The sequence below is a fragment of the Archangium sp. genome (genome assembly GCF_036277355.1).
Taxonomy (GTDB): domain Bacteria; phylum Myxococcota; class Myxococcia; order Myxococcales; family Myxococcaceae; genus Archangium.
In genome coordinates this window covers 1-14,512 of record NZ_DASUNC010000075.1, presented here as the reverse complement: position 1 = coordinate 14,512, position 14,512 = coordinate 1, and the positions used below count along the sequence as shown (strand labels likewise).

Sequence of the window (14,512 nt, the reverse complement as noted above, 5' to 3'; positions counted from 1 at the left end):
CTTCCTCCCTAGATGCGCCCGAGCACCCCGAACAACAGCCGTGGCGCCACATCGACATTCGTCGCGTTCACACCCACCGCCCCCGTCACCACGAACGCACGGCCCACCCGGACGCCCGTGCCCACGCTCGCGTTCACCGAGGCCGCGCCCTCGCCCAGGGGATTCACGTAGTACGCATCGCCCTGCAGCAGCAGCCGGTCGCCAATGGGATGGTCCGCCGCGACTCCCAGCAGGTAGTCATCCGCCGAGTCCTGGCGGGCGCTGTAGCCCACGTTGCCGTGCAGCCGCGTCTGGCCGAACGTCTTCGTCGCCAGCACCCGCGCCTCCGCGCTCACGCCCTCGTCCCCCTGCGGGCTCGTCACCTGGCCCCACAACGCCAACTGCGGCCGGGCGCCCTTCTCATCCAAGAACTGCCCCAGCGCATAGGCGGACACCGCGCCCGTGGTGCCCGACTGCTCGCCCGCGAGGTTCTGTAATTGCGCGCCCGCGCCGAACTCCACCTTCCACGGCGTCCCCACCCGCACCTGTGGCTCCAGGATGAAACCCACCTCGCCCGTCTGCGTGCGGTTGGCCACGTTCACCTCGCCCAGCACCTGCCGCTCCGCCGGGTTGGCGTTCTGCACCGTCAGCATGTCCGTGTTGCGCAGCAGCTCCAGCGCCTCCTCGCGCTCGGACTTCTCCTCCCGCGCGGGCGGCTCGGCTTTCGGCGCTTCCACCGGCGCGGCGCGGCGGGCCTCCGCCTCCGACAGGGATTGCCGCAGCTCCGCCACCTCCCGGCGCAGCGCGCGCAGCTCCTCCGTCACCGCGCCCGGCTCCGCTCGAGGAGCCGCTTCCAGGGTCGCGGCGGGCGGCGGTGGTGGTGACGGCGGCTCGGCGATGCCTTCCTCGCCCGAGCCCCCCGTGGCGCCCTCGCCGGGCTCCCGCTGGACCTCGCTCAAGCGCTGGCGCAACGAGTCCCGCTCTTCGCGCAACCGCGTCAGCTCGGTGCAGTCCTCGGCGCGCAGGACGGTGAGCGGTCCCGAGCCGGAGTCCACCGTGCAGCGCGGCGGAGTGGCCGTCCCTCCAGCCGCGCCGAGACTGGCCATGGCCAGCAGCGCCATCAGCGGTTGCAGCATCCCGTCCCTCCCGGAGCCCATTCCATCGTGGGAAACGTGGGACGCTGAACGGTTCCCGGCAAGGCAGGGCAGCCAGCCGCGTCGAGCCCGCTCGGCTGCGCAAGTGCGAGGCGGCCCCGGTTCGGCGACGGCTGGCTGTCTGGTAACCTCCGGATTTCCCTTTTCCAAGGAGCTTGCATGAGCAAGTGGACCGGAGTGGTGGTTGCGGCACTGTCGTCCCTGATGATGGCGGCGTGTGGCCCGGTGGACGGCACGGAGTCCCCCGAGACGGCCCAGGGGCAGCACGAGGCGGCCCTCTACGTGTGTGGCGATGCCTTCTGCAACCGGGGGGAGCCGTCCACCTGTCCCGAGGACTGCACCTACGGCACCTGGTGCGGCGATGGCTACTGCGGCGGCCCCGAGAACAGCTCCAACTGCTATCAGGACTGCTCCGGCGGCTGCCTCGCCGCGCCCGAGCAGCAGCGCGAGCCGGTGAACGGCCTCTACGTCTGCGGCGATGGCTTCTGCAACCAGGGGGAGCCGTCCACCTGTCCCGAGGACTGCACCTACGGCACCTGGTGCGGCGATGGCTACTGCGGTGGCATCGAGAACAGCTCCAACTGCTATCAGGACTGCCGCAGCGGCTGCTGAAACGCTGACTCCGCCCGTGGGCTGACCTGCTCGAGACAGCCCACGGGCACTTCGCGCGCGGCCCTTCAGGCCCGCGCTCTCCTGAATCTACTGGGCCGCGAGCTCCCGGCGGCAGACGCTGCCGTCACAGTAGTAGCCCGTGGGGCATCGGCCGTCGGCGGTGCACGCATACAGCATCGCATCGACGAGGCCCCGGCGGCAGACGCTGCCGTCACAGTAGTAGCCCGTGGGGCACACGCCATTCTCGTCACACATCGGCAGCTGCTGCTCGACGTTGCCCTGCTCCAGCTCCTGCGTCTCGTCCGTGGGGCCGCAAGCGCTCGCCGCCAGTGCCACCGCGAGGACCACTGCGTTCAGCCAGGGGCTCTTCATGTCCGGCTCCTTCGTTGGGGGTTGGGGGGAAAGGCGTGCCACTCTAGCACCGGGTGCCTCGCTGTCTGTCTCGATTCAGCGTGTCTCGTTTGAATCCACCCGGGCTGCTTTTTTCCTGACGTCCGCCCATGAAAAGGCAGGGGCTTCCCTTGCAATGCGTGGCATCCTCGCCGTCCAGGAGGCAACACGTGCGCATCGGCATCGACCTCGGCGGAACGAAGATCGAGGCGCTCGCCCTCGGCGACGACGGACGCGAGCTGGGGCGCCACCGCGTCCCCACCCCGCGAGATGATTACGAGGGGACACTCCAGACCATCGCCCGGCTGTGCGCGCGGCTGGAAAGACAGACGGGCCAGCGCGGCAGCGTGGGCGTGGGCATTCCGGGCACCCTGTCCTCACGCACCGGGCTCGTGAAGAACGCCAACTCGGTGTGGCTGAATGGACGTGCGCTGGACCGGGACCTGGCGCGGGTGCTGGGCCGCCCCGTCCGTCTGGCCAATGACGCCAACTGTCTGGCCGTGTCCGAGGCCAGCGACGGCGCCGCCGCGGGCGAGGCCGTGGTGTTCGCCGCCATCCTCGGCACGGGGACGGGGGCGGGCGTGGCGCTCGGCGGGCGCCCGCATGTGGGCCGCAATGGCGTGGGCGGCGAGTGGGGCCACAACCCGCTGCCCTGGGCCACGCCGGAGGAGACTCCCGGCCCGGACTGCTACTGCGGCAAGCGCGGCTGCCTGGAGACGTGGGTGTCCGGCACCGGCTTCGAGAACGACTACGCGCGCCTCACCGGCACCCGCCTCCCCGGGCCGGACATCGCCGCGCGCGCCGAGGCCGGTGAGCCCGCCGCCGTCACGGTGCTCCAGCGCTACGCGGAGCGGCTGGCGCGCGGCCTCGCCCACGTCATCGACATCCTGGACCCGGACGTCATCGTGCTGGGCGGCGGCATGTCCAATGTCTCCGCGCTGTACCGGTTGGTGCCGGAGCTGTGGGCCCGCTGGGTCTTCGGCGCGGAGGTGGACACGCCCCTGCGCCCCGCGCTGCACGGCGACTCGAGTGGCGTCCGAGGCGCCGCCTGGCTGTGGCGCCCCGGGGAGCAGGAGTCTCACGACGGCATGGCGTTGTACCCGGCATCCCCATAGGGGCGCAGCCGGTCCAGCCAGAGGGCCAGCAGCACCTGCAGCTCCTCCTCGAGGTCCACGCCCGGCTCCTCGTGCCGAGCCGGGGCGGCGCGTCCTCGTCCTCGCCCAGGGCCTGCTCGAGCTCGGCCCAGGAGGCGTGGCCGTGCTCGTGGGCGATGACGGCCAGCGCGTGCTTGCGGCGCACCGAGTCCCCGCGGGCGAGCAGCTCCCCCGGAGACAGGCGCGTGAAGGCGGGCAGGGCCCGCAACCGCTCGGCGGCCCTCGTGGCGCGTGAGGGCTCGGAGGACTCCAGCTCCTTGAGCCTGGAGGCCCGAAGGCAAGGTCCTGTCGACAGGCCCGTCCTCGACTGCTAGCCGGGGGCGCATGCGTTCGAGCTCCCTTGCCCTCCTCCTCCTGCCCGCCCTGCTGCTCTCCGCGGGCTGCGCGACCTCCCACGCCGCGCGCGCCACCGACGCCTACATCCAGGCCGTCCTGGAGAAGAACCATGTCCCCGGCGCGGCCGTGGCCGTCGTCCGCGACGGTCACCTCGAGAACCTCTCCACCTACGGCCTCGCGGACCTGGAAGCCGAGGCGAAGAGCGGACCGGACACCGCGTTCCAGATCGCCTCCGCCACGAAGATCTTCACCGGCACGCTGGTGATGCTGCTGGCGCAGGAGGGGAAGCTCGGCCTGGACGAGCCGCTCTCGACGTACCTGCCCGACGCGCCCGAGACGTGGAAGGGGCTCACCGTGCGGCACCTCGCCGCCCACACGTCGGGCGTGGCGTCGGGTTTGAAGAAGGGTTCCGAGGAGCAGACCCGCACCGACGCCTCGGTCGCCGAGCGGTATGAGTCCGCCCGCAAGGCGCCGCTGGAGTACACGCCCGGCGAGCGCAGCGCGTATGGCCTCACGGACTTCGTCGTGCTCACCCACGTGCTGGAGAAGGTGACGGGCCAGGGCTTCGAGGAGCTGCTGCGCGGCCGCGTCTTCGAGCCGCTCGGCTTCACGTGCACGCGCTTCGAGCACGCGCGGCAGCAGGGGCCGGTGCGCATCGCCGACGTCATCCCCCGCCGGGCCACCACCTACCGCTACGAGGACGGCGCGCAGCAGCGTGCCTGGTTCCTCTACCCGCCCCACACCTACTCCGCGGGCGGAGCGTTCTCCTGCGTGAGGGACCTCGTCCGCTGGGCCGTGGCCATGGACCAGGGCACGCTGCTGACGCCCGAGTCGCAACAGGCCGCCGCCACGCCCTTCAAGCTGAACGACGGCCGCGAGGGCGACTTCGGCGTGGCCTTCACCCACGGCACGCTGCGGGGCTTGAAGACCTTCGGGCACTCCGGGGGCGGCGCGCTGGGGGACGTGCTGCGCGTTCCGGAGAAGAAGCTGACGGTCATCGTCCTGACCAACGAGCAGGCGCTGCTGCCCCTGCTGGCCCCCAACATCGCGAGCCTCTACCTGCCGCCGCTGCCGGAGCTGAACGCCCCGGGCATTCCGGACGCGGAGCCGGCGCTGACGGAGGTGCTTCGCGGAGCGGTGGACGGCCTGCTCCAGGGCACGCTCGATGCCGCCGCCTTCGCGCCGAGCGCCCAGCAGGAGCTGCTGCCCGTTCTCCAGGGCTTCGGCACTCCGGGCAATGCCCTCATGCCGCCGCTGCGCCGGTTGACGCTGCTCGAGGACCAGAAGGACGGAGACTCGCGCAAGCGCGTCTACCGCGCGGTGTACGGCGAGGATGTCACGATGAAGTGGACCTTCCGCCTGGATTCCGCGGGGAAGATCGCCGACATCGCGTACGACTGGGAATGACCGGCCGCCGCGTCACTTCTTCCGCAGCGGCTTCAACGCCCCACCCCAGGCGATGACCTGGTCGAGCATGGCCTTGACCGACGCCTCGTGGTGGGGCGCCGGCTTGAAGGTGGTGTAGTTCTCGAAGTCGGTGCGCAGCGAGAGCATGACCTGGGCTCGCACGTCGGCGACCTGTAGCTCGCCCATGACCAGACGCAGCTGCTCCACGGCGCGCGTTCCCCCGGCGCTGCCATAGCTGACGAAGCCCGCCGCCTTGTTGTTCCACTCGCGGTACAGGAAGTCGATGGCGTTCTTGAGCGCGCCGGACGTGCCGTGGTTGTACTCGGGCGTCACGAAGACGTAGGCGTCGAAGGCGTCGATCTTCGCGGCCCAGGCCTGGGTATGCGGCTTCGTGTACTGCCCCATGGCGGGCGGTACCGGCTCGTCGAGCAGCGGCAGCTGGAAGTCCTGGATGTCCACGAGCTCGAAGTCCGCGTCGGTGCGCGTCTTCGCGAGCTCGAGGACCCAACGGGCCACGGCCTCGGCCTTGCGGCCCGGACGCGTGCTTCCGACGATGATGGCCACCTTGAGCATGGTTCGCTGTCCTCCCCGCATGGTGCATACACCACCGAGGGGGACGGCTGACACGGGGGCGCTCCCGCACCGTTGACCAACCAGCGTTGCCGCCCGCGCCGCCTCAGGCGTCCTCGCCGTCCGGAGCGTCGCGGCCCATGGCCAGCAGCTCGTCCTCGCTGCGCGAGAGCAGGGGCCGCAGCAGCGGGTGCTGGTATTGGCGCTCCACGGTGATGGCGTAGAAGCTCTCGTGCAGGCCCGGCACGACGCAGTACTCCTGCAGCACGCCGCCGCGCAGCTCGTCCCGGACGACCACCGAGGGCAGCAGCGCGACGGCCCGGGCATCGCGCGCGAGCAGACGCATCATCGCCATGTCATCCACCTCCGCGAGGACGCGCACGCGCACGCCGAGCTGCTCGCACAGCGCGTCGAACGCGGCGCGCAGCTCGCTGTCCGGGCCCGGCAGGAGCATGGACACACTGGCGATGTCCCGGGGGAAGCGGAAGGCCTTCTCCCGGGGCCGGCCCACCAGGCTGACGCGCTGCTGGGCGATGCGGCGGCAGTGCCAGGGCCGCCCCGCGTCCCGTTGCACCGGCCGGTTGGAGAGCACCAGATCCAACGCGTGCGCCTCCAGCCGGTGGAGCAGCTCGTCGAGGCTCCCGGACAGCAGGCGCAGTTGCACGCCGGGCTCCTCGAGCAGCGGTTTGATGAAGGACTCCTGGATGTTGCGCGAGAGCGTGGCGACGGCACCCACCCGCAGCACGTGCTCTCGCCGCCGGCCGTCCTTCAGCGTCGCGAGCAGCTCGCCGCCGGCCGTGAAGATGCCCTCCGCGTACTCCAGGGCGATACGGCCCGCCTCGGTCAGCTCCAGCCCGCGCCCCTCGCGCACGAAGAGCGCCTGTCCGAGCTGCTCCTCGAGCTGTTTGATCTGCGTGGACAGCGCCGACTGCGACACCCGCAGGCGCCGCGCCGCCCGCGTCAGGTTGCCGTCCTTCGCGACGGCCCAGAAGTACCGCAGGTGATGGAAGTTGAGGACGGTCTCCGCCATGGCCGTTCCATAGAACAGAACGCTCCAAGCTCTATTATGAATTTTTCATGAACGTTCGGGGTGAGTACATCTCCCCGCATGAACGACTTCCTCACCACGCAGCACCTGTTGCTTCCGGGCGTGCGGCTCGATGGGGTGACCCTCGTCATGCTGGCGCTGGTCGGCTTCATCGGCCTCGTCATCCTGCGCTTCTCCCGGGCGTACCTGCACGGGGACCCCGGACGGCCCCGCTACCTGCGCTGGCTCCTGGCCACGCTCGCCGCGGTGATGGTGCTCATCCTCTCCAGCAACCTGCTGGTGCTCGTGCTCGCCTGGATGGCGGCCAGCCTGACGCTCCACCAGTTGCTCACCTTCTACGCCGACAGGACGCAGGCGCTCGTCGCGGCCCACAAGAAGTTCCTCGTCAGCCGCGTGGCGGACCTGTGCATGCTCGGCGCCCTCGCGCTCCTCGGCTCGCACGTGGGCAGCCTGGAGCTCGCGGACCTCCATGCCTGGGCCGAGGCCACCCCCTCGCTCCCCGCGGCGGTGCAGGCGGCCACCGTGCTGCTGGTGCTCGGGGTGTCGCTCAAGAGCGCCCAGCTCCCCTTCCACGGCTGGCTCCTCCAGGTGATGGAGGCCCCCACCCCCGTCTCCGCGCTCCTGCACGCGGGAATCGTGAACATCGGCGGCTTCCTGATGATCCGCCTCGCGCCCCTCATGGCGAAGGCCGAGCTCGCGCAGACGCTGCTCGTCCTCATCGGCACCACGACGGCGGTGGTGGCGGCGCTGGTGATGACCACCCGGGTGAGCATCAAGGTGTCGCTCGCGTGGTCCACCTGCGCGCAGATGGGCTTCATGCTGGTGCAGTGCGGCCTGGGCGCCTGGTCCTTCGCGCTGCTGCACCTGGTGGCGCACTCGCTCTACAAGGCCCACGCCTTCCTGAGCTCGGGCAGCACCGTGGACCAGTGGCGCACGCAGGCGCTCGTGGCGAAGCGGGAGCCGGTGGGGCTCGGCCGGTGGTTCGCCGCGGCGGGCGTCGCGCTCCTCGCCGTCACCGCGGTGGGCACCCTGTCCGGTGCGAGCTCGCGCCAGCAGCCCGCCGCGTGGGCCCTCGCCGGGGTCATGGGCCTGGCACTCACGCCGCTCCTCGTGCGCGGCGTGGGCGGGGGCTGGCGCCGCCTCGTCACGGTGGGGCTCAGCGCCCTGGGTGTCGCCACGCTCTCCTTCACCTGGCACACGGCCTTCGGGCAGCTGCTCGCCGCGCCGGCCCAGGACGGAGCCATGGCACCGCGGCTGGCCCTCGTCCTCGTGGGCTTCGGGCTGCTCTTCGTGCTCCAGGCCGTCATGCACGCGCGGCCCGAGGGACGCCTGGCGCGCACGCTCTACCCGCGCCTCTTCGCCGGGCTCTACCTCGACGAGAGCTTCACCCGCCTCACCTTCCGGCTCTGGCCCCCGAGGCTCCCGCCCCGCGCCCCCCACGGCCGTCCTTCCCCCGTCATCGAGACCCTGGAGGCCTGACCATGGGCCAGACGCACACCGCCACCCCCCCCACCACCACCGCCGCCCTGGAGCTGCTGGGCCCGGCTGGACTCGAGGAGGCCGTCGAGCGCGCCTGCGCCCGCATCGCCCCCACCTGGCCGCTGGACCGGTTCATCGCGGTCAACCCCTTCTGGAACTTCATCGACGCGCCGCTCCCGGAGGTCTCCGCCCGCCTGACGTCGCTCTCCGGCAGCCGGCTGTTGATGCCACGCGCCTGGTACCGCGAGCAGTGGCGCACGGGCCGCTTCCGCACCGAGCACCTGCGCGAGGCCCTCGTCCAGCTCGACTCGCCCCGGACGGTGGAGCGGATGACGGCCCTGCTCGAGCTCGACTCGCCGCCGCCCCCGCGCCGCGCGCGGGTGACGGACGTGCTCGACAACCGGAGAGACCTCGTCCATGGCATGTCCTGGCACGACTTCGTGACGCACAGCCTGAGCCAGTTCTGCGCCGCGTACTTCGACCAGGGCCAGGCGCAGCTCGGCCCGGACCGGCGGGGAGGCCTCTACGCGAGCTGGCACCGGCAGGCCCAGGACGACCGGAGCCCCGCGCTCCTCATGGGCCTGAAGGAGTACCGCGACCTGGTGCGCGAGCTGCCGGGAGACGCAGGCGCGCTCATCGCCTCGGCCCTCACCGCGCTGGACATCGCGCCCGCCGAGCGCGAGCACTACCTCACGTCGCTCCTGCTGGACATCAATGGCTGGGCGGCCTGGTGCGCGTACCGGCGCTGGACGGCACGGCTCGAGGGCCGGAGCGACGGGCACCTCGTGGAGCTGCTCGCCATCCGTCTCGCGTGGGAGTGGCTGCTGCACCGCTCCGGTGGGCAGGCCGTGGCCGCGCGGTGGCAGGTGGCCATGGCCGGCTGGACCGCCATCGACCGCGCCGCCGAGGAGTCCCAGGCGGATGACTGGGTGCTGCACCGGGCGCTCGAGCTCGCCTACCAGGACACGCTCTGCCGTCAGCTTCCGGCGGGGCTCGGGAAGGACCGCGTCTCGAATCCCTCGGTCCAGGCCGTGTTCTGCATCGACGTGCGCTCCGAGGTGTTCCGCCGGGCGCTCGAGCTGCAGAGCCCCTCGGTGCAGACGCTCGGGTTCGCGGGGTTCTTCGGGTTGCCCATCGAGTACCAGCCGCTGGCCTCCCCGGCCACCCGGCCGCAACTGCCCGGACTGCTCGCGCCCCGGCTGCGCGTCACCGACACGGAGGTGCCGGAGGCGGTGGCCACCCGGCGCGCCCAGCGGCTCGACTTCAGCGCCCTGTGGAAGCAATTCAAGACGGGCGCGGTGTCTGGCTTCTCCTTCGTCGAGGCCCTGGGCCTCTTCTCCGCGGGCAGGCTGGTGAGTGACAGCCTGGGCCTCGGCCGGCCGGTGCCGCTCCCGGAGCGCGCCGGGCTCTCGGACGCCGAGCACGCGCACCGCAAGCCGCGGCTGACCGGGGTGGCGGGAGGCGGAGAGCTGGGGCTGGCGGCGCGGTGCGAGCTGGCGGCGGGCATCCTCCGGGCCATGAGCCTCACCCGCGGCTTCGCCCGGCTCGTGGTGCTCATCGGCCATGGCAGCGAGACGGTCAACAACCCGCATGCGGCGGGGCTCGACTGCGGTGCGTGCTGCGGACAGACGGGCGAGGTCAACGCCCGGGCCGTGGCGGCGCTGCTCAACGAGCCGGAGGTGCGCGAGGGCCTCGCGGCGCGGGGCATCGAGGTGCCCGGGAGCACGCGCTTCGTCGCGGGGCTGCACAACACGACGACGGACGCGGTCGAGCTGTTCGACCTGGACGAGCTGCCCGGGAGCCACCAGGAGGAGGTGTCCACGCTGAAGGGCTGGCTCGACGAGGCGGGCCACTGGACGCGGGCCGAGCGGGCGGTGCACCTGGGGCTGCCGGGGCTCGAGGGGGAGGCGTTGCGCGAGGCCGTCTCCGCGCGAGCCCGGGACTGGTCGCAGGTGCGGCCCGAGTGGGGGCTCGCCAACAACGCGGCGTTCATCGTCGCGCCGCGCGAGCACTGCCGGCACGTGGACCTGGCCGGCAGGTCCTTCCTGCACGACTACCGCTGGGAGGAGGACACGGACTTCGCCATCCTCGAGCTCATCATGACGGCGCCGATGGTGGTGACGCACTGGATCAACCTCCAGTACTACGCCTCCACGGTGGACAACGCGCGCTACGGCAGTGGCAACAAGGTGTTGCACAACGTCGTGGGCGGCAACGTCGGGGTCTTCGAGGGCAATGGAGGGGACCTGCGCATCGGGCTGCCGATGCAGTCGCTGCATGACGGCTCGCGCTGGATGCACACGCCGCTGCGCCTGAGCGTGTTCATCGAGGCCCCGCGTCCCGCCATCGAGCGGGTGCTGGAGAAGCACCCGCACGTGCGCCAGCTGGTGGAGAACGAGTGGCTCTACCTCTTCCAGCTCGATGCCGGGCGGGAGGAGGCCATGGCCTGGCGCCAGGGCTCCTGGGTCTCCACGAAGGGGAAGGGCAGCGCGCCGGCGGTCTAGGCCCGGCGGCCCTCCACCGCGCCCCGCGCTCTACGCTCTCGAGCCCTTGCTCTTGGGCACCGGGTGCGCGGTGTTGTAGGCCACCGCCGCGCGCAGCAACGCCTTGAGAGCGGGCGTGTCGAGCTTGTCTCCCTCGCGAAGGTCGATCGCCCGCCACTTGCCCCCCTCGAGCCCCGCGTTGAAGAGCTTCTGGGGGTCGGGGAGCTGGGCCCCGTGGAAGAAGGTGATCTTCACCTTGTCCTTGTGAGGGTTGGCGAGAACGTACATCCCCTCGTGCGACCACACGGGCGTCCCCATCCACTTCCAGTCCTCGACCACCTCGGGGTCGACCTCGTGGATGAGCTTGCGGATCTCCGCCAACCGCGCCCCTCGCCAATCGCCCAGGCTCGCGATCCGCTGGTCGATCCGCGCGGAGGCGCTCATGGGCGCTGAAGAGCTGGCGGCGGCCTTGCCCGGCTTCGCCGCCTTCGCCGCGACACGCCCGGCGGCGGGCTTCTTCGCGGCCGTCTTCTTCGCCACTGTCTTCTTCGCCGGGGCCTTCTTCGTCGTCTTGCCGGGCATCGCCGTCACTCCAGGTGCGTACGGGGTTGCTGCTCGACTACCGGTGCGCCGGCCCTGCGCCACCTGGCCGCATACGGCAGCGCGAACAGATACAGACCGGTGAACAGGAGCACGATGAGAGGGAACAGCGCCAGCATGCCCACCCGCATGGCGGTCTGATCCGGTCCCGCCGCCTCCGCGCCGGGCTTCTCGGTGAACTTGAGGCCGATGTTGGCGATGACGGCCACCGTGAAGGCAATGGACAGCCAGCGATGCGTTTCCCGAATCCACCTGTTCCAGTTCATGAGACCCTCGCGAGCAGGTCGACGAGCTTCCCGCCCATCATCTTCCAGCCGTAACGCGCACCACCGAAGTTCTGCTTCTGCTCAGGCCTGAAGCCGGACTGCTCCAGGAACAACCGGGTGCCCGACGCCGTGGGCGTCAGGGTGAAGGTCACGACGGTGTCGAGGAAGTCGCCGACGACCCACGCGTAGCTGAGCTTCTTGTGCTTTTCGATCTCCAGGAACCGGCAGTTCACGGTCCCATCCCAGCCGGGCTGCGGCTGCGCCTTGAAGGTGAACGAGGCCCCCGGTTCGAGGTGGAGCTCGACGATGGGGAGAAGCCACTCGTTGAGCAGCTCGGGGATGGTCAGCGCCCGCCACACCTTCTCGGGCGGATGCCGCAAATCGAACTCGAGGGAGAGGGATGCGGTCTGGGAGGGAGCGGTCTTGTCGGTGGGGTTCATTGGTCCATTTTGTCGAGCAGCTGTTCGAGGCGGCCCACGCGCTCCGTCCAGAAGGCGCGGTAGCGGGAGATCCAGTCGATGAGGGGCTTCATGCCGCGCGGCTCCACCCGGTAGTAGACGCAGCGCCCCTCGCGCCGGCTGTCCACCAGCCCGGCGTCCTTCAGCGCGGCGAGGTGCTGTGAAACCGCCGGCTGCGAGATGTCGAAACGCGCCGTGAGATCCTTCACCGCGGCCTCGCCCTGCGTGAGGGACTCGAAGATCGCCCTCCGGCTGGGGTCCGCCAGCGCCTGGAAGATCTTGTTCTCGGACTCGGCCGCGCTCTGCATGCCCAACACATAAGCCTTCGCTTATGGGTCGTCAAGCACCAGGTGGAACCCACCGGGCCGTCGCCGGGTGGGGGCGCGGTCTCGAGGAGCCGTCCGTCGCGCCGGAAGCAGCGGCCCAGAGGCCATCCCTCTCATGCGTTGCGTACGTTCGACTTGGACGTGGAGTGCGCGGGGCCTCTTCGACCTCACACTCGACGGGGCCGCGCTGTAGGTTCGCCGGGCCATGGGCGCAGACGACTCCCGCTGTCCAATGAAGAGAACGTCATTGCTGTTGTGCTGTTGCGCCGTGCTGCTGGCGGCGTGTCCCGAGAGTCGAGGCTCCGACCCGATGAATCCCGATGCGGGCTCCGGAGATGGAGGCACCCCGCCCACCAGCCTGTCCGTGAGCGGGACGTTGGTGGACACCCAGGGGAACCCAGTCCCGAATGCCTCGATTCTCGTCCTGGGCCGCACGGCCCCCACCGTCACGGACAGCTCAGGCGCCTTCAGTCTCACGGGAGTGAAAGCCCCCTATGACGTCGCCGTGCTGGCCAATGGCTCGCGGATCGCCACGGTCTACAGGGGACTCTCGCGTCAAACCCTCACGCTCACCCTCCTCGGAACCCTTGCGCCGACGCCTCGCACGGGGACCCTGGAGGGGAACCTCTCCGGTGGCGACACGGCCACGGGCGACCCCATCGTGCTGTTCGCCTCGCCGGAGGTCCGCGCGGAACCCTCGGTGCTCCATCTCAACAACAACGCTTCCGGGCGCACCTACTCGGCGCAAGTGCAATGGGCAGGTCCGGCCGTCACCACCGGCACGCTCTATTCGCTGCAACCCGTGCGGACGACGCCGACCGCCATCCCCTCGCGCTACACGGGCTTCGGGTGGCGCGAGAACGTGAGCCTCGGTGAGGGCGCCACCGCTTCCGGTAGCTGTTGAGGCACCGGGTCGATGGCGCCATCAGCTCTTCCGCGTGGCGCGACTTCACCACCGCCGCCTCGCCCTGAACCACCGGCGGGAGACACTTCGACGCCTCGAAAACGGTTATCGACGCATCGTCGACATGTCGACCAGGGTTGGCTCCGCCCCTTTCCGCTGCCCGAGCCCTGGCGCGGTTCATGCTAATGACACCCGCCAGTTCCTCGGGGGTTGGCCCCGAGCCACGGCACGGTGTCCGCCCCGGGCACCTGAATGGAGTCAAGAATGGATACGCGGCACTGCCGTCTTCCCCCGACCCGCCACGGCCTCTTGCTGGTGGCGCTCCTCTCCCTGGCCTGCTCCGGGCCCCTGCCCCCCACGCAGCTCGTCTTCCTCACCCAGCCAGGCCGCGCGACCGTTGGGACCCGGCTCGCTCCCGCCATCCAGCTCAAGGCACTGGACGCGGAAGGCATGCCCGTTTCAGGAGTCACCGTCTCGCTCTCGCTCGAGACCAACCCGGGCCAGGGGACACTTTCGGGAAGTACCACCGCTTCGACCAACGCGATGGGGATCGCCTCGTTCGAGGGCCTGAGCATCGACTCGCGTGGCATGGGCTACACGCTCGCGGCCAGGGCCGAGCCGAAGGATGCCAGGGCGCTCGTGACGGTCTCTTCGCCCTTCGCGGTCTTCCTGCTCGATCAACAACAGCCGAGCACCTCATCGGAGGCTGTGTCTGCCATTGGCGGGGAGAGCGAGCAGAAGCTCGCCCAGGTCGTGACGGCTGGAAGCGATGGATACCTGGGCGAAGTGGCCCTGCCCGTGTCTTGCGCCTCGGGCGAGCTGCGGGTCGAGATCCGTGGGGTCCAGGGTGAGCTGCCAGACGGGACCCTCCTGGCGTCACGAACTGTTCCCTCCACCGGGCTCCCCTCGTCCGATGAGTTCACGAGGATCGCCTTCCCCGAGCCCGTCGCGCTCTCGGCGGGGACCCGCTTCGCCATCGTCTTGTCCTCCTCGGGCGACTGCGGCCTGCGTCAAGGACCCGTGGGCAATCCCTACCCGGGCGGTGATGGGTTCTTCGACTCCCGGCCCAATGCTCCCGGCGAATGGGTGCCCCTCAGCATCGGCGATGGAAGGAGCGATCTGCCGTTCCAGACGTTCCTGCTGTGAGCTCAGTGGGCGCGCTTCCAGGACCGGAACATGCCGAACAGCCACAAGGCGCCGGCTTCTCTCAACCCATCGTTCAGTTCATGCAGGACCGGGGGAACTTCCGCGACTGCTTGATCTTCGACACCGCCGGCAATGAGAGACGTGCGGAACCGCAAGAGTGCATCGGGCTCGAGCGCGCCTCTGTTTGGGAAGAGGTGGGG

General features: G+C 70.5%; 16 protein-coding genes. 7 read left to right on the top strand and 9 right to left on the bottom strand.

Annotated features, from left to right (window positions below; genetic code table 11):
* Positions 1-8 precede the first annotated feature (8 nt).
* Positions 9-1,115 carry a hypothetical protein gene (locus tag VFZ09_RS19875; RefSeq protein WP_329729189.1) on the bottom strand — a complete coding sequence of 369 codons (1,107 nt, stop codon included), beginning with the start codon at positions 1,113-1,115 and terminating at the stop codon, positions 9-11.
* 177 nt (positions 1,116-1,292) lie between these two features.
* On the opposite strand from VFZ09_RS19875, the gene VFZ09_RS19870 reads away from it, so the two are divergent.
* Positions 1,293-1,745 (top strand): hypothetical protein, encoded by a 453-nt coding sequence (locus VFZ09_RS19870; RefSeq protein ID WP_329729188.1) that lies wholly within the window; start codon positions 1,293-1,295, stop codon positions 1,743-1,745.
* Positions 1,746-1,832: 87 nt separating this feature from the next.
* Here VFZ09_RS19870 and VFZ09_RS19865 read toward each other — a convergent pair whose 3' ends face one another.
* Entirely contained in the window at positions 1,833-2,117 is a 285-nt protein-coding gene (locus VFZ09_RS19865) for a hypothetical protein (RefSeq protein WP_329729187.1), read from the bottom strand.
* A 188-nt stretch (positions 2,118-2,305) separates the two neighbouring features.
* Between VFZ09_RS19865 and mak the strand changes: the two genes are divergently transcribed.
* Together mak and VFZ09_RS19855 are read left to right on the top strand one after the other, a co-directional pair.
* Complete coding sequence (gene mak, locus VFZ09_RS19860; protein ID WP_329729186.1) at positions 2,306-3,250, top strand: fructokinase; 945 nt, start codon at positions 2,306-2,308, stop codon at positions 3,248-3,250.
* Between the two features lie 363 nt (positions 3,251-3,613).
* Positions 3,614-5,032: a serine hydrolase domain-containing protein gene (locus VFZ09_RS19855; RefSeq protein WP_329729185.1), complete on the top strand. Its 1,419-nt coding sequence runs from the start codon at positions 3,614-3,616 to the stop codon at positions 5,030-5,032.
* Positions 5,033-5,044: 12 nt separating this feature from the next.
* Here VFZ09_RS19855 and VFZ09_RS19850 read toward each other — a convergent pair whose 3' ends face one another.
* Together VFZ09_RS19850 and VFZ09_RS19845 are read right to left on the bottom strand one after the other, a co-directional pair.
* The gene (locus VFZ09_RS19850; RefSeq protein WP_329729184.1) at positions 5,045-5,605 is read right to left on the bottom strand and encodes an NAD(P)H-dependent oxidoreductase; all 561 of its coding nucleotides are present in this window, start codon (positions 5,603-5,605) and stop codon (positions 5,045-5,047) included.
* 103 nt (positions 5,606-5,708) lie between these two features.
* A complete protein-coding gene (locus tag VFZ09_RS19845) occupies positions 5,709-6,632 on the bottom strand; it encodes a LysR family transcriptional regulator (RefSeq protein WP_329729183.1) in 924 nt (307 codons plus the stop codon).
* A 78-nt stretch (positions 6,633-6,710) separates the two neighbouring features.
* On the opposite strand from VFZ09_RS19845, the gene VFZ09_RS19840 reads away from it, so the two are divergent.
* Positions 6,711-8,129 (top strand): NADH-quinone oxidoreductase subunit L, encoded by a 1,419-nt coding sequence (locus VFZ09_RS19840; RefSeq protein WP_329729182.1) that lies wholly within the window; start codon positions 6,711-6,713, stop codon positions 8,127-8,129.
* Positions 8,130-8,131: 2 nt separating this feature from the next.
* Positions 8,132-10,633, top strand: a complete 2,502-nt coding sequence (locus tag VFZ09_RS19835) for a DUF2309 domain-containing protein (RefSeq protein ID WP_329729181.1) — start codon at positions 8,132-8,134, stop codon at positions 10,631-10,633.
* A gap of 30 nt (positions 10,634-10,663) precedes the next feature.
* On the opposite strand, the gene VFZ09_RS19830 is transcribed toward VFZ09_RS19835, so the two are convergent.
* From VFZ09_RS19830 to VFZ09_RS19815, 4 genes are read right to left on the bottom strand one after another with little or no spacing between them, the layout of a single operon-like run.
* Positions 10,664-11,194 carry a DUF1801 domain-containing protein gene (locus VFZ09_RS19830; RefSeq protein WP_329729180.1) on the bottom strand — a complete coding sequence of 177 codons (531 nt, stop codon included), beginning with the start codon at positions 11,192-11,194 and terminating at the stop codon, positions 10,664-10,666.
* Between the two features lie 5 nt (positions 11,195-11,199).
* Positions 11,200-11,478: a hypothetical protein gene (locus tag VFZ09_RS19825; RefSeq protein WP_329729179.1), complete on the bottom strand. Its 279-nt coding sequence runs from the start codon at positions 11,476-11,478 to the stop codon at positions 11,200-11,202.
* Positions 11,475-11,918 (bottom strand): SRPBCC domain-containing protein, encoded by a 444-nt coding sequence (locus tag VFZ09_RS19820; RefSeq protein WP_329729178.1) that lies wholly within the window; start codon positions 11,916-11,918, stop codon positions 11,475-11,477. The genes VFZ09_RS19825 and VFZ09_RS19820 overlap by 4 nt, the downstream gene beginning before the upstream one ends.
* The gene (locus VFZ09_RS19815) at positions 11,915-12,244 is read right to left on the bottom strand and encodes a metalloregulator ArsR/SmtB family transcription factor (protein ID WP_329729177.1); all 330 of its coding nucleotides are present in this window, start codon (positions 12,242-12,244) and stop codon (positions 11,915-11,917) included. Before VFZ09_RS19815 ends, VFZ09_RS19820 begins: the two co-directional genes overlap by 4 nt.
* Positions 12,245-12,572: 328 nt before the next feature.
* Here VFZ09_RS19815 and VFZ09_RS19810 point away from each other — a divergent pair, with 328 nt between their 5' ends.
* Complete coding sequence (locus tag VFZ09_RS19810; RefSeq protein WP_329729176.1) at positions 12,573-13,166, top strand: carboxypeptidase-like regulatory domain-containing protein; 594 nt, start codon at positions 12,573-12,575, stop codon at positions 13,164-13,166.
* A 264-nt stretch (positions 13,167-13,430) separates the two neighbouring features.
* On the top strand, positions 13,431-14,312 hold the full coding sequence (locus VFZ09_RS19805) for a hypothetical protein (RefSeq protein WP_329729175.1): 882 nt from the start codon (positions 13,431-13,433) through the stop codon (positions 14,310-14,312).
* Positions 14,313-14,314: 2 nt separating this feature from the next.
* Here VFZ09_RS19805 and VFZ09_RS19800 read toward each other — a convergent pair.
* Positions 14,315-14,512 (bottom strand): hypothetical protein (locus VFZ09_RS19800; RefSeq protein WP_329729174.1); only part of this gene is annotated, 198 nt, incomplete at its 5' end.

What these genes read in the sequence shown, in the direction of transcription:
- VFZ09_RS19875 (WP_329729189.1), bottom strand. Translation starts at nt 1,115, where the DNA reads ATGCTGCAACCGCTGATGGCGCTGCTGGCCATGGCCAGTCTCGGCGCG.
- VFZ09_RS19870 (WP_329729188.1), top strand. Translation starts at nt 1,293, where the DNA reads ATGAGCAAGTGGACCGGAGTGGTGGTTGCGGCACTGTCGTCCCTGATG.
- VFZ09_RS19865 (WP_329729187.1), bottom strand. Translation starts at nt 2,117, where the DNA reads ATGAAGAGCCCCTGGCTGAACGCAGTGGTCCTCGCGGTGGCACTGGCG.
- VFZ09_RS19855 (WP_329729185.1), top strand. Translation starts at nt 3,614, where the DNA reads ATGCGTTCGAGCTCCCTTGCCCTCCTCCTCCTGCCCGCCCTGCTGCTC.
- VFZ09_RS19850 (WP_329729184.1), bottom strand. Translation starts at nt 5,605, where the DNA reads ATGCTCAAGGTGGCCATCATCGTCGGAAGCACGCGTCCGGGCCGCAAG.
- VFZ09_RS19845 (WP_329729183.1), bottom strand. Translation starts at nt 6,632, where the DNA reads ATGGCGGAGACCGTCCTCAACTTCCATCACCTGCGGTACTTCTGGGCC.
- VFZ09_RS19840 (WP_329729182.1), top strand. Translation starts at nt 6,711, where the DNA reads ATGAACGACTTCCTCACCACGCAGCACCTGTTGCTTCCGGGCGTGCGG.
- VFZ09_RS19835 (WP_329729181.1), top strand. Translation starts at nt 8,132, where the DNA reads ATGGGCCAGACGCACACCGCCACCCCCCCCACCACCACCGCCGCCCTG.
- VFZ09_RS19830 (WP_329729180.1), bottom strand. Translation starts at nt 11,194, where the DNA reads ATGCCCGGCAAGACGACGAAGAAGGCCCCGGCGAAGAAGACAGTGGCG.
- VFZ09_RS19825 (WP_329729179.1), bottom strand. Translation starts at nt 11,478, where the DNA reads ATGAACTGGAACAGGTGGATTCGGGAAACGCATCGCTGGCTGTCCATT.
- VFZ09_RS19820 (WP_329729178.1), bottom strand. Translation starts at nt 11,918, where the DNA reads ATGAACCCCACCGACAAGACCGCTCCCTCCCAGACCGCATCCCTCTCC.
- VFZ09_RS19815 (WP_329729177.1), bottom strand. Translation starts at nt 12,244, where the DNA reads ATGCAGAGCGCGGCCGAGTCCGAGAACAAGATCTTCCAGGCGCTGGCG.
- VFZ09_RS19810 (WP_329729176.1), top strand. Translation starts at nt 12,573, where the DNA reads ATGAATCCCGATGCGGGCTCCGGAGATGGAGGCACCCCGCCCACCAGC.
- VFZ09_RS19805 (WP_329729175.1), top strand. Translation starts at nt 13,431, where the DNA reads ATGGATACGCGGCACTGCCGTCTTCCCCCGACCCGCCACGGCCTCTTG.